14 protein-coding genes and 1 tRNA gene are annotated in these 12,116 nt (G+C 60.9%); 12 read left to right on the forward strand and 3 right to left on the reverse strand.

Annotated features, from left to right (window positions below; genetic code table 11):
- Nucleotides 1–57 precede the first annotated feature (57 nt).
- Nucleotides 58–474: a hypothetical protein gene (locus EII23_RS06885; protein ID WP_124792657.1), complete on the reverse strand. Its 417-nt coding sequence runs from the start codon at nucleotides 472–474 to the stop codon at nucleotides 58–60.
- Between the two features lie 342 nt (nucleotides 475–816).
- Nucleotides 817–910, reverse strand: a tRNA-Ser gene (locus tag EII23_RS06890).
- Nucleotides 911–1,343: 433 nt separating this feature from the next.
- On the opposite strand from EII23_RS06890, the gene EII23_RS06895 reads away from it, so the two are divergent.
- The 10 genes from EII23_RS06895 to EII23_RS06940 all read left to right on the forward strand — a co-directional run bounded on the left by EII23_RS06895 (nucleotide 1,344) and on the right by EII23_RS06940 (nucleotide 9,809).
- The gene (locus EII23_RS06895) at nucleotides 1,344–1,610 is read left to right on the forward strand and encodes an RNA-binding protein (protein WP_124792658.1); all 267 of its coding nucleotides are present in this window, start codon (nucleotides 1,344–1,346) and stop codon (nucleotides 1,608–1,610) included.
- 207 nt (nucleotides 1,611–1,817) lie between these two features.
- Nucleotides 1,818–2,372, forward strand: coding sequence for a hypothetical protein (locus tag EII23_RS06900; RefSeq protein WP_124792659.1), 555 nt, complete (start codon nucleotides 1,818–1,820; stop codon nucleotides 2,370–2,372).
- Between the two features lie 96 nt (nucleotides 2,373–2,468).
- Nucleotides 2,469–2,948 (forward strand): siroheme decarboxylase subunit beta, encoded by a 480-nt coding sequence (locus EII23_RS06905; protein ID WP_124792694.1) that lies wholly within the window; start codon nucleotides 2,469–2,471, stop codon nucleotides 2,946–2,948.
- Nucleotides 2,949–2,961: 13 nt separating this feature from the next.
- Entirely contained in the window at nucleotides 2,962–4,233 is a 1,272-nt protein-coding gene (hemL, locus tag EII23_RS06910; protein ID WP_124792660.1) for a glutamate-1-semialdehyde 2,1-aminomutase, read from the forward strand.
- 16 nt (nucleotides 4,234–4,249) lie between these two features.
- The gene (locus EII23_RS06915) at nucleotides 4,250–5,359 is read left to right on the forward strand and encodes a cobalt-precorrin 5A hydrolase (protein ID WP_260424633.1); all 1,110 of its coding nucleotides are present in this window, start codon (nucleotides 4,250–4,252) and stop codon (nucleotides 5,357–5,359) included.
- 9 nt (nucleotides 5,360–5,368) lie between these two features.
- Complete coding sequence (gene cobJ, locus EII23_RS06920) at nucleotides 5,369–6,160, forward strand: precorrin-3B C(17)-methyltransferase (protein ID WP_124792661.1); 792 nt, start codon at nucleotides 5,369–5,371, stop codon at nucleotides 6,158–6,160.
- A 49-nt stretch (nucleotides 6,161–6,209) separates the two neighbouring features.
- Nucleotides 6,210–6,596, forward strand: coding sequence for a cytochrome c3 family protein (locus tag EII23_RS06925; RefSeq protein WP_124792662.1), 387 nt, complete (start codon nucleotides 6,210–6,212; stop codon nucleotides 6,594–6,596).
- Nucleotides 6,597–6,814: 218 nt separating this feature from the next.
- On the forward strand, nucleotides 6,815–8,770 hold the full coding sequence (locus EII23_RS06930; protein WP_124792663.1) for a hypothetical protein: 1,956 nt from the start codon (nucleotides 6,815–6,817) through the stop codon (nucleotides 8,768–8,770).
- A gap of 146 nt (nucleotides 8,771–8,916) precedes the next feature.
- Entirely contained in the window at nucleotides 8,917–9,081 is a 165-nt protein-coding gene (locus EII23_RS06935; RefSeq protein ID WP_185702328.1) for a hypothetical protein, read from the forward strand.
- A gap of 50 nt (nucleotides 9,082–9,131) precedes the next feature.
- Entirely contained in the window at nucleotides 9,132–9,809 is a 678-nt protein-coding gene (locus EII23_RS06940) for a ubiquinone/menaquinone biosynthesis methyltransferase (RefSeq protein WP_124792696.1), read from the forward strand.
- Between the two features lie 2 nt (nucleotides 9,810–9,811).
- Here the strand turns inward: EII23_RS06940 and EII23_RS06945 are convergent, their stop codons facing one another.
- Nucleotides 9,812–10,012, reverse strand: a complete 201-nt coding sequence (locus tag EII23_RS06945; protein ID WP_124792665.1) for a DUF2065 family protein — start codon at nucleotides 10,010–10,012, stop codon at nucleotides 9,812–9,814.
- A gap of 46 nt (nucleotides 10,013–10,058) precedes the next feature.
- On the opposite strand from EII23_RS06945, the gene EII23_RS06950 reads away from it, so the two are divergent.
- On the forward strand, nucleotides 10,059–11,372 hold the full coding sequence (locus EII23_RS06950; RefSeq protein ID WP_124792666.1) for a nucleotide sugar dehydrogenase: 1,314 nt from the start codon (nucleotides 10,059–10,061) through the stop codon (nucleotides 11,370–11,372).
- A complete protein-coding gene (gene mqnB, locus EII23_RS06955) occupies nucleotides 11,369–12,115 on the forward strand; it encodes a futalosine hydrolase (RefSeq protein WP_260424630.1) in 747 nt (248 codons plus the stop codon). The genes EII23_RS06950 and mqnB overlap by 4 nt, the downstream gene beginning before the upstream one ends.
- The last annotated feature ends 1 nt before the right edge of the window (nucleotide 12,116 follow it).

Here is a 12,116-nt window from a genome sequence, read left to right on the forward strand (position 1 = left end):
CATATGGGCATCGGTGGTATCACCCCGGCCATGAAACTGAAACGGGCGGCATAGGCTCTACTTTTGAGCACTACCACAAATGGGGAGATTACAGACCCAGGCACGGGCGCGGGCATCAAAGAGTGATGCTGCGGCATGGGCCTCCTGCGTCAGCCGCGCTGTGTCCATTCCCGGATCGGCCGCAAACCGCGCTTCGTAAATTGCCTGCGCATGGGCGTCCTTCAAAACCAGAGTGTCCGGCGTTGGCGAAGAGAACTCCCACGGATGGCGTTGCCCGCGCTTGGCGCGCAGCCAGTCCCCCACAGCCCCGGCCGTAGGGTGCAGGGCCGCGCCGAACGCCGCGCCGAAAGCAATGTTGCCCAAGGCTTCAAACATGCCGTATTCCGCCTGCTCCTGCGTCCGTGCGGCGGCAATGATGGGCTCCACCATAGCCGCGCCCGCCGCGGCACCATGCGAGGGAAACAGGGAGGCCATCCATGATGGAACTCATTGAAAGCATGCTACCCGGAGCACTCCGCAGCGGCATCAATGCAAGGAGGCATAGCCATGCAACAAGATAATCTTCTTCGTCTGACTGACGTAAAAAAATCATCCCCTTGTCCCGTCCGACAATTTACAAGCGCATCCAGGAACGACACCTCGTACAGCCTGTTTTGGGCATATTTTTGGGCAGTTTTCGTTTATGCCCCTCCAAAATACCCCCAACGTGTTTGCGCTGTCAAGATTTTTAATGGACATTGTGAGACGTCAAAACAGGGAAAAAGTGAAGGCTCTCAAGTCTTTTGAGACGTTGAGAGCCTTCGGGAGAAAATGTCTTGGCGGAGAGAGTGGGATTCGAACCCACGTAGGAGCTGTTAACCCCTAACTCGATTTCGAGTCGAGCGCGTTACGGCCGCTTCGCTACCTCTCCGCACGGCATGCACGAACTGCGTGCCACAAAAACATATATTTCATCACGGGCAAAAAAGCAATGACCTCGCAGCCACCCGCTTTGCACCGATAAGCGCATGCCTTCCGCACGGCCTGCCGAAAAGTGCCGTTCCAAGTGTAAAGCCCATCCGGACTGTGCCCGCGCCCTCCCTTCCGCGCGTGAGCGGCCTGCAATATCCTCCCCGCTGACTGACAGGCGATCAGCCCCCTTGCTGCTTAAACAGGCAGCATCCGCTCCAAAGCGTTGTGCACCAAATGTCTTGCGCGAGACAATCGGCAGAAAAAGTGAACTTTTGTCCGGCCTTCGTTGACAAAGGATCAAAAACGTGTTTCTTCAATTCATGGCCGCGTACCGGCAATACGTTTTGCCGGATGGTCGCGCGGGAAGATTGTTTCTTTTGAGAGGGTGTTTCATGTCCAAGTCTATTTATGTGGGGAACCTTCCTTGGTCCGCTACGGAAGAGCAGGTTCAGGATCTTTTTGCCGAGTACGGAAAAGTGCTGTCCGTCAAACTTGTGAGCGACAGGGATACCGGTCGTGCCCGTGGTTTCGGCTTTGTGGAAATGGAAGACAACGAAGCTGAAGCCGCCATTGAGGCTCTGGACAACTTCACGTACGGCGGTCGCACCTTGCGCGTCAACGAAGCCAAACCCAGAGCCCCGCGTCCGCCCCGCTACTGAGCCACGGATTTTGAGAGCGCACGGGCGCAAGCCCGGCGCTTGAACGGATTGGCCGAAAACGTCTCGACTTCCGAGGCGTTTTTTTATGGGGCTGCGGATAACGCGGAACTGTATTGCCGACTGCCGGGATTTTTGCCATGATGCCACAGACGCTTTCGCCGGTTCGGCGAACCTCTGCGGCGCAACACTATTTTTGAGGAGAACAGCATGCTCAACCCCAAACAATGTGTGCTTTACAGCGGCGGAGCCGCAGGAACGGAACAGTTCTTCGGCGCGCTGGCCGAAAGCTGGGGCATGGAAGAAGTGAACTACAGCTTTGAAGGCCACCAGATCGAACGCACACGCGGCGTGCGCGTACTCACTTCGGAGGAGCTGAGCCTCAAGGACGTCAGCCTGACCTATGTTTCGCGGCTCATGAGCCGCGAATACACACGCGCCCCTCTGTTCCGCAAGGTTTTGCAGTCCATCTGCTGGCAGGTCAGCAGCGGTGACCAGATCATCGTGGTCGGAGCCATTCAGCCCGACGGCACAGTCAAGGGCGGCACCGGCTGGGGAGCGGAGTTTGCCAAAATCTGCAACAAGCTGCTCTATGTGTTCGATCAGCCGAGAAACGACTGGTTTTCCTGGCAGAAAGACAAATGGACCCCCCTGGAAAAGCCCGTCATCAGCCAGCCCCGTTTTGCCGCCACGGGAACACGCTTTCTTGAAGACAATGGCCGCGTGGCCATTCAGGATCTGTTTGCCCGGTCGTTCTCGCGCTGATGCCGCAAACCGGGCACAGCAATCTCCGGCATCTTCGCGGAATGCCCTTCTGCGAAGATGCCCAAACCGCGTTTGTGCGCTTTTGCGACGGGCAAAATGAACCACTCCTTTACCCCTGCGGAACAGACTGTCCTGCGCACAGTACAGGACAATCTTCCCGATGGCCTCACGCCGTACGCCCTGATGGCCGAACAGGCGGGCCTGACGGAAAAACAGGTTCTGGATCTGCTCACGGGCCTGAAAAAGTCCGGCGCCATCCGCCGCTTCGGCGTCAGCCTCAAGCACCAGAAAACCGCCTGGCGGCACAACGCCATGGTCGCATGGAAAGTGGACGCCGCACAAGTGGAGGAATGCGGGCGTCAGGTAGCCCGACACAGCCACGTTTCCCATGCCTACTACCGCCCCAGCCCCACGCCTGACTGGCCCTATGAGCTGTATACCATGATCCACGGCCGCAGCGAAGCCGAATGCCTGGAAGTGGTGGACGAAATCATGCACCGCACTCCGTTGCGGGACCATGCCATCCTGCGCAGCCTCAAGGAACTGAAAAAAACCTCCATGACCTACTTTGCCTGACAAGGAGCCACGCATGGACGACGCCTCCCGCAAACTTTTTGAAAAAAGCCGCGCTCTTGTTCCCGGCGGCGTCAACAGTCCTGTGCGCGCCTGCCACAATGTGGACAGCCTGCCCCTGTTCATCGCCGAAGCCCACGGCTGCCACCTGATCGATGCGGACGGGAAAAACTATATTGACTTTGTGCTCTCTTGGGGCCCCATGATTTTGGGGCATGATGCCGCGCCTGTGACCGAAGCCGTGTGCAGCGCAGCCAAGCGGGGCACCAGCTATGGCGCGCCCTGCCCGGACGAGGTAGCCTTGGCCGAAGCCGTTGTGGCAGCCATGCCCGGCCTTGAGATGGTTCGCATGGTCAACTCCGGCACAGAGGCCACCATGAGTGCCTTGCGCCTGGCCCGTGCCGCTACCGGCCGGGACAAGGTTCTCAAGTTTATCGGCTGCTACCACGGCCATGCGGATCCCTTTCTGGCCGCAGCCGGATCGGGCGTGGCCACTTTTTCCATTCCGGGAACACCCGGTGTGCCCCAAAGCGTTGTGGCCGACACCCTGCTCGCCCCGTACAATGATCTGGCGGCGGTGGAAGAAATTTTCGCAGTCCACGGTCCGGCCATCGCTGCGGTGATTGTGGAGCCTGTAGCCGCCAACATGGGACTGGTACTCCCCAAACCGGGCTTTCTGGAAGGATTGCGCGCCCTGACCACACAGCACGGCAGCCTGCTTGTTTTCGACGAGGTCATTACAGGCTTTCGGGTGGCCTTTGGCGGGGCGCAAGCCCGGTTCAACATTGACCCGGACCTGACCACCTTTGGCAAAATCATCGGCGGCGGCCTGCCCGTGGGCGCTTTTGGCGGAAAACGCCGCTATATGGAGCTTGTGGCTCCCCAAGGCAATGTGTACCAAGCGGGAACCCTGTCCGGAAACCCGCTGGCCATGGCTGCCGGACTCGCCACCGTACGCGCGCTGGCTGTTGCGGATTATGGCGCCCTGGAAGCGCGCACCAGCGCCTTTGCCACTGCCTTGCGCGACATTCTGGCCGCCAAGGGAGTGCCTGTGCAGATGCCCACACTGGCCTCCATGTTCTGCCCGTACTTCTGCGAACATGAGGTCACGGACTTTGCCGGTGCGAAAGCCTGCGACCAAAAACTTTTCACCAATTTTTACAAGCAGATGCGCGCTCAGGGCATCTACCTTGCGCCGTCAGGCTTTGAAACCGGCATGGTGTCTTTTGCCCACACCGAGGACGATTTCTCCCGCACGCTGGACGCCGCCCGCAAAGTGGCCCTGTAAGAGGCCTCCCTTGCGTGTGCTGCCGCTGGCCTGCTACGCCCTCAGCCGTGCCGCCCTGCCCCTGGCAGAACGGCTGGCCGCGCGGCTGGCGGAGTGCCCCTGGAGCGCGCCCGGCCAGCGCAGTATCGGGCAGTGCCGGATCTTCGCCCCCCAGCGCTTCTGCCCGTGCGGCGCCACTCCCTTTGACCGGCTGGGGGAGATGCTGGCCCGTACCTACAGAAGCCACGCCGCCCATATTTTCCTCGGCGCGGCCGGAATCGCAGTACGTGCCTTGGCTCCCCTGCTGGGACACAAGAGCCAGGATCCGCCCTCTCTGGTGCTGGATCATGCGGGCAGATATGTCGTCAGCATTCTGTCCGGGCACTGGGGGGGAGGCAATGACCTCACCGAACATCTGGCCCGCCTGCTGGGGGCTACGCCCGTTGTCACCACGGCTTCCGACTGTCTGGGAGAGCAGAGCCCCCCGCCGCTGGACATCCACCTGCGCGATGCCGGCCTGCGCATTCTGGACTGGGACAGGCTGCCGCGCTTTCAGGCAGCACTTCTGGACAACGAAAAAATTTTCCTGCACGACCCTTGCGCAGCCGTGCCCGCCCACCCAAACCTGATCCCCGTACGCGATATTCCCGCCCAGGCGTTGGCCCCTGCCCTGCATGTGAGCGCGCACTGGCGATACTGTGAACCTGCGCCGCACATTCTGCGTGTGGCGGTTCCCCGTTTGTATCTGGGGATAGGCTGCCGCAAGAATCTCGCGCCGGATATGCTGGCCGCTGCCGTGGAAGAAACCTTCTTTCGGCATGGGCTGGAAAAAAAAGCTCTTGCCGCTTTGAGTACGGTTACGGACAAACTGAACGAGCCCGCCCTGCGCCTGCTGGCAGAAGAACTCTCCGTTCCCCTGAAGGGCTTTTGCGCTGCGAAACTGGCTGCCTGCCCCGTTCTCCACCCTTCAAAAGCGGCGGGGCAACGATTCGGGCAGATCCCCTTCAGTGTGTGCGAAGGAGCGGCCCTGCTGGCCGCGAGCGAAAGCATTCCTGACAGCGTGCGCCTGCTGCTGCCCAAACAAAAAATCCTTTCCTGCCTGACGCTGGCTGTTGCCGCCCCGCAGGGCGGCCCACGCGAAACATGAGGAGCCTATATGCCTTCGGCAAGTCTGCACGTTGTGGGGCTTGGCCCCGGCGATGCCCAATGCCTGACGCCCCAGGCGCGTACCGTGCTGGAACAGGCCCGCTGTGTGGCCGGATACCACCTGTATGTAGAAATGGTCCCGCCCGAAATTCTGGCCGGAAAAAACCTCATCAGCACCGGCATGCGCCAGGAGCGGGAGCGTTGCTCTCTGGCTGTGGACGCAGCTCTGGCAGGCCAGCCTACAGCTCTGGTCTGTTCCGGCGATCCGGGCATTTACGCACTGGCGGGCCTGACTCTGGAAGTTCTGGAAGAACGCGATCTTCTGGGCAGCATTCCCTTTGGCGTTGTGCCCGGCGTTCCGGCCCTCTGCGCCGCGGCGGCTCTGTTGGGAGCCCCCCTGACCCACGATTTCGCCTGCATCAGCCTCAGCGATCTGCTGACGCCGTGGGAAACCATTGTACGCCGCCTCACTGCCGCCCTTGAGGCCGATTTTGTCTGCGTTATCTATAACCCCCGCTCCCGCGGGAGGCAGCACCATCTGGCCGAAGCCCTGAGCTTGGCGAGACGCTTTCGTCCGCCGGACTGCCCTGTAGGACTGGTGCGTCAGGCGTTCCGGCAGGGGCAGAACGCCGCTGTCCACCGTCTGGATCAGATTGATCCACAGCAGGTGGACATGCTTTCCCTGCTCATCATCGGCAATACACAAAGCCGGGTGCTCGGTCCCCACATGCTGACGCCGCGAGGCTATGCCCGCCCGCAAAATAACGCCGCGCACCGTATTGACACGTTGATACACCCCTGATTAGGGTAGCAGGAGGTGTTTCTCCATATTTTTTCCAAGGAGGTCTGCGGTGAAAAGAATCCTGTTCCTCTCCTGTATGCTGACGCTTGCCGTGGCGGCGTCTGTGGCGGCGGCCCCCAAGGCTCCTGAAGCCCCCCTGGAGTTCAAGGGCTCGCAAAAAACCGTCATGTTCCCCCATGTGCCTCACGCCAAGGTGGAGTGCGTGACCTGTCATCACCTGATTGACGGCAAGGAAAGTTATGCCAAGTGCGGCAGTTCGGGCTGTCACGATGATCTCGTGGGCAAAAAGGGCGAAAAGAGTCTGCACTATGTGGTCCACTCCAAAAGAGACCTCAAGCACACCAGTTGTCTGATGTGCCACACCAAGGTTGTGGAGGAAAAACCCGACCTGAAGAAGGATCTTCTGGGTTGCGCCAAGTCCAAGTGCCATCCGTAAGCCTCAAGCGGGAAAGCGAAATCTGTCATCAGTCTGGCAACCGGAGCCGTCCCCCATGAAGGCGGCTCCGGTTCCGCTTTTGCGGCCTCCGGCAAAGGCCTTCGTCGCCATGCATTTGCCTCTTTTTCCATAAGCTGATATGAACATTTGGCGTTTTTGTCGCAGGCGGCGCACGCGCACGGTTTTTCGCCACACGACATACCCCCACGAGGCTGCATATGGCTGATCAGAACACCGCTGAAGAAATCATCGACCTTACCGAACTGATCGAAAAAGGCGCTGTTCCCGCTTCCGGCGATGCCGCCCAACCAGCGCCAGCGCAAAACGCGGCTCCGCAGGCGGACGCTGCGGACGCAAGCGCCCTCAACGCCAATTCGCCGCATCTCAAAGGAGAAATTGACGAACTTCTGGATTCGGTGGGCCTTTCCGATGCCGAAGTCTCCAAGGAGCCGCTGGACTTTGCCGCGCCGTCCGCGCCCACAAATCGTCCGGTTGATCCCAATGAAGAATTGCAGATGCCCGGCATGGACGACATAGATAGCCTCCTGGAGTCATTGAATATTCCTCCACAGCCCGACAACAGGGAAACTCCGCAGGAAATCGCCGGGACAGACCATGCCGTGGACGACCTGCTCAATGCCCTGTCTTCTCCGCCCGCACAGCAAGCGGCACAGCCCGAACCCAATGTGGCCGACCTGTTGAGCGCAGGCAATACGCCCTCAAGCTCTGCGCAAGAAAGCGACCTGGAAGATTTGTTGCGCGCGGGCATGGTCACGCCTCCGCCCCCTTCTGCGGCCTCCACACCTGCTGCCAAAGCCCCTGCCCCCCCTCCTGAGCCGCAGGAATCTACAGATATTTCCGCAGACGATCTGGACGCGCTGCTCTCGTCTGTGGCCGGGCATGTGCCGCCGCCGGACGGCCAGACCGCGCAATCGCTCTCTTCCGACATGGCTGCGGACCTGGACAGCCTGTTGGAGCAGAACGATGGTGGGGCCGCACCGCAAAATGCCGCGAAAGAGGAAGCTCCTGCGCCGAAGGAGGAGGTTCCCGCTCCGGAAGCATCGGACGACATGAGCATCGACTCCCTGCTCTCCTCCATGTTTGAAGCTCCGTCCTCTGATGCGCCGGAGGAAGACAGCGCTGCAGCTCCTCCTTTGCAGGCCAGCGAATCTCCCACGGCAGACCTCGGCCTGGACGAAGCAGCCTTTTTTGCGGCCAGCGAAACAGCGCCCGACACAACAGAAGCAACCCCGCCCTCTTTCCCGGAACCGGACGTTACCGTAGAGGATGAAACACCGGCCGCAGGAGAAGACGCTCCAGCCAGCACTGACGAACCTGCGTTGCCGCCTCCCCCGGAAGTGGATCCGCTTGCCGACGATAGTACGGCGGAGCGTGAAACGGGCGGCGCGGAACACGGCGAAAGTGAAGCAGCCCTGCCCGAACCTCCGGAGGAGGAATTTTCCGGAGAGGCTCCTGTAACTGCCGAAGATGCCTGCGAGAATCTTGCAGAGGTTTTTGCGGTCGACACCGGCAGCGAAAGCGCAAGCCCTGCGGATACCATACTTTCTGCCGACCATGCGGCATCACCTACGCAGGATGACCTCCGCAAAGAGCTTGAACATGTGCGCGTCCAGGCTGCGGAAGCATCTTCGCAGGCTCTCGAAGCCTTTGAGCAGGCGCTTGACGCATCCTCCCGCACCGTTGACGTGACCGAAGCCGTGGACGCCTTGAGCCGGAGAACAGAGCAGTGTGCTGCCCTGCTTGAAGAAACTGCGCAGCGCCTGACAGATTTGGAAGCGGCCTTTGCAGCCACGCAGGCGGCAGACACACAGCCCGATGCAGCGCAGGCTCTGGCCGAGGAAAGCCTGGGCGCGCTGCTGGATGTGGCCCATCCCCTGCACCAGAAATTCCGCGATGCCGTTGCAGCAGCCGTTCGGGATGCTTTGCAGGCAGAGTCGACAAATCCGGACGGAGAGAGCGTGAGTCCGGCACTGGAAGAACGCCTTCAGGCACTGGCCCTGACCGGAAACAGCACTGCCGCGCGCGCCGATGCGCTGGAAAACCGCCTGGACGCGCTGGAACCGCGCTTCAACGAGCGGGTGGAAAAAGCTGCGGCTGCGGCTGCGGCCCGCATCTTGCGGGAAGAAATCGCCCGCCTGCTTCAGGGCGCGTAGTCCGGGCAGAAAAAGACAAACAAAAAGGGCGGGGGCTGCCGCTTCCGTTCTTTTACCCGTCCAGGCAATACCCGCTGTGGGTCAGGCCATTCCCCAACGACGGGTTTTTTCTTTGTCGCCCCTGTGGGCACATGCCGAGGCAGATTATGGACAAGGATCACAAGGAAGCCCTGCAGGTGGCCAAAGAACTGACCGCCAAATTCATCGAAACGCGCACGGTTTCGCCGGGCAATTTTGCCGAGGTTTTTCCTTCGGTCTACCGGGTTGTCTGCACTGCCATCGGTCTTGAGAACAAGCAGGAGGGCGCGTGACCTCCGGACGCAGGTTTTTCCGCTCCCGTCACGATGCTGCTGTAGAAAACATGTTCAGCCGCATCGTCCCCTGGTACGATCTGCTCAACAGGTTGCTCAGTCTGGGTATTGACCAGCACTGGCGGCGGGTACTGGCCCGGAGCGTGCGGCCCGGAACTGCGGGCATCGTGCTGGATCTGGCCGCAGGCACTCTGGATGTCGCCCTGGCCATCCGCCGCCTGTATCCGGGCGTTCTTGTCCCGGCCATGGACTTCTGCCACCCCATGCTGGCGCAAGGACGCCGCAAGCTTGCGGGCAGCCACCAACGGCATATCCTGCCTGTGACTGCTGACGCCAGACAGTTGCCCCTGCCCGATGCCTCTGTGGACTGCCTGACCATGGCCTTCGGCATCCGCAACATCGTGCCGCGCGAGGCTGCCTTTGCCGAAATGCTCCGCGTCCTGCGACCGGGGGGAAGGGCCTGCATTCTGGAATTCGGCTCCGGCCGGGAGCGCATTCTGGGGGGAGTGTACAACCTGTATCTGAACCGCCTGCTCCCGCGCATGGGACGCGCCTTTTCCAAAGACTCCGAAGCCTATGCCTACCTGGCCCGAACCATACGCGATTTCCCCCCGGCCCAACGGCTGGAACAGGAAATGCGGGCCGCGGGCTTTGCGCGCGCCTGGCACACACGGCTCACTTGGGGCATTGCCTGCCTGCATGTGGGCGAAAAGGCGGGTACGGACTGAACCTAGAAGTGAAAAGCCACGCGGGAAAGCAGGGCCCCCAGCAACAGAGCACCCAGCCCCACAAGCCGCAACCGGCTGTCGGGCAGGGGCAGAAGCTGCAACAGGGTTTTACGCATGCCGCCGGGAAAAACCGCCCAGCACAGCCCCTCCAGGGCAAGGGCCAGACCCAGGGCACGGAAAAACAGGGAAAAATCAAAATCCATGCATCAGTGGTGACGGAAAAAATCCGTTTTGTAAAGGAATGACGGTATGGTGACTTTTGAAGAATTACGCTCGGGCACGGCCACGCTGGCGGTAGTGGGGCTGGGATATGTGGGCCTGCCCCTGGCGGTGGCTTTCGCACGGCAAATGAACGTGCTGGGCTTTGATATCAGCTCCCGCCGCATTGAAGAACTGCGCAACGGCCTCGACCGCACACGCGAGGTGGACAATGCCGACCTGCAGACAGCCCGCCTGCGCTACAGCAATGACCCGGAGGATCTGCGGCAGGCATCTGTCATTATTGTCGCCGTGCCCACTCCCATTGACGAGCACCGCTCGCCCGACCTGACCCCGGTCAGGGGAGCCAGCATCACCGTGGGCGAAAACCTGCGCAAGGGCTGCGTGGTGGTTTACGAATCCACGGTCTATCCCGGCCTCACTGAAGAAATCTGCATCCCCATCCTTGAAGCTCGCTCCGGGCTGAAATGCGGGCAGGACTTCAGCGTGGGGTATTCGCCGGAACGCATCAACCCCGGCGACAAGGTGCATACGCTGGAAACCATCACCAAGATCGTTTCCGGCTCCGATGCAGCCACCACGGATCTGCTGGCGGATCTGTACGGATCTGTGGTCAAGGCCGGTATCCACCGCGCCTCCGGCATCAGGGTGGCCGAAGCAGCGAAAGTCATTGAAAACACCCAGCGCGACCTGAACATCGCTCTCATGAATGAACTGGCAGTGCTCTTTGACCGTATGGGCATCGACACGCTGGAGGTGCTGGAAGCCGCAGGCACCAAATGGAATTTCCTCCCCTTCCGGCCTGGTCTGGTGGGAGGGCACTGCATCGGAGTTGACCCGTACTACCTGACCTTCAAGGCCGAGGCTCTGGGCTTCCATCCCGAGGTCATTCTGGCCGGACGCCGCATCAACGACCACATGGGAAAATATGTGGCCGAATGCGCTGTCAAGAGGCTGATACGGGCTGGCTGCGCGGGCCGTGGCGCGCGCGTGGGCATTCTGGGGTTCACTTTCAAAGAAAATGTGCCCGACCTGCGCAATACCCGTGTGGTGGATGTGGTGCGCGAACTGGAAGACTACGGATTTGCGGTTCTGGTCAGCGATGCCGAGGCGGATCCGGCGGAAGCCATGCACGAATACGGCCAGCAGCTTGTGCCCCAGAAAGAGATGCGCAATCTGGACGCCCTGATCCTGGCTGTGGGGCACACTGCCTATGCCGCCCTGACGCCCCAGGAAATCAAAAGCTTTTTTGCACACCCGGACAAAGCCGTTGTGCTGGACGTAAAAAGTTTTTTTGATCCGCAGGCCATGCGTGCCGTCGGCATTGACTACTGGAGGCTGTGACTTCTGTGAGCCTGCTGCTCTGCGCCGCCACAAGCCGGGAACTGGCAAGCCTTGCGCCGCACTTTTCCCCGCCGGAGGACGACGGGCAGAAAAATCCCTGGCCCGAAATGCACCTCTGGCCCCTGCGGCTGAAGCACGGGGAAGCTCTGTGCTGCATTACCGGCGTTGGCCCCGTCAACGCGGCGCTGGTCATGGGCCATGCCCTGAGCCGCGCGGAGGCGGAAGGCCGCGCGGTGACCGCTGCCATCAACGCAGGCCTGGCCGGAGCCTTTGACCTCGCCACACACCCTCTGCGCTCCCTGTGCCTGGTACGCGAGGAAATCTGGCCGGAATACGGCCTGCACGACGGCACGCAGGTCAGCGCGGGCGCTTTCGGCTTTCCGCTCTGGCAGCCAGAACAGGGCACAGCCGTCAGAGATCGCCTTTTTCTGGCCGCTCCGGAAGAGATGAAATATCCGGGCATTGACTGCAAGCAGGGCGTATTTTTGTCCTGCACTTCCCTGACTGTGGCCGGAGTCAGTGCCAGTTTTGCCAGAGCGGCGGCCATGCGCATCCACTTCGGGGCGGACCTGGAAAATATGGAAGGATTTGCCGTGGCATATGCCTGCGCGCGGCAGGGCGTGCCCTGCCTGGAGGTGCGCAGCGTCTCCAACAAGGTGGGGCCGCGCGCCAGAGACGAAAAGGATTTTCCCGGCGCCCATAGCGCGCTGGCGCAGGTTTTGCCCGCTCTCAACCTCATCTGAG

The sequence above is a fragment of the Desulfovibrio sp. OH1186_COT-070 genome (assembly GCF_003860215.1).
Lineage (GTDB): Bacteria > Desulfobacterota > Desulfovibrionia > Desulfovibrionales > Desulfovibrionaceae > Desulfovibrio.

What these genes read in the sequence shown, in the direction of transcription:
- EII23_RS06885 (WP_124792657.1), bottom strand. Translation starts at nt 474, where the DNA reads ATGGCCTCCCTGTTTCCCTCGCATGGTGCCGCGGCGGGCGCGGCTATG.
- EII23_RS06895 (WP_124792658.1), top strand. Translation starts at nt 1,344, where the DNA reads ATGTCCAAGTCTATTTATGTGGGGAACCTTCCTTGGTCCGCTACGGAA.
- EII23_RS06900 (WP_124792659.1), top strand. Translation starts at nt 1,818, where the DNA reads ATGCTCAACCCCAAACAATGTGTGCTTTACAGCGGCGGAGCCGCAGGA.
- EII23_RS06905 (WP_124792694.1), top strand. Translation starts at nt 2,469, where the DNA reads ATGAACCACTCCTTTACCCCTGCGGAACAGACTGTCCTGCGCACAGTA.
- hemL (WP_124792660.1), top strand. Translation starts at nt 2,962, where the DNA reads ATGGACGACGCCTCCCGCAAACTTTTTGAAAAAAGCCGCGCTCTTGTT.
- cobJ (WP_124792661.1), top strand. Translation starts at nt 5,369, where the DNA reads ATGCCTTCGGCAAGTCTGCACGTTGTGGGGCTTGGCCCCGGCGATGCC.
- EII23_RS06930 (WP_124792663.1), top strand. Translation starts at nt 6,815, where the DNA reads ATGGCTGATCAGAACACCGCTGAAGAAATCATCGACCTTACCGAACTG.
- EII23_RS06935 (WP_185702328.1), top strand. Translation starts at nt 8,917, where the DNA reads ATGGACAAGGATCACAAGGAAGCCCTGCAGGTGGCCAAAGAACTGACC.
- EII23_RS06940 (WP_124792696.1), top strand. Translation starts at nt 9,132, where the DNA reads ATGTTCAGCCGCATCGTCCCCTGGTACGATCTGCTCAACAGGTTGCTC.
- EII23_RS06945 (WP_124792665.1), bottom strand. Translation starts at nt 10,012, where the DNA reads ATGGATTTTGATTTTTCCCTGTTTTTCCGTGCCCTGGGTCTGGCCCTT.
- EII23_RS06950 (WP_124792666.1), top strand. Translation starts at nt 10,059, where the DNA reads ATGGTGACTTTTGAAGAATTACGCTCGGGCACGGCCACGCTGGCGGTA.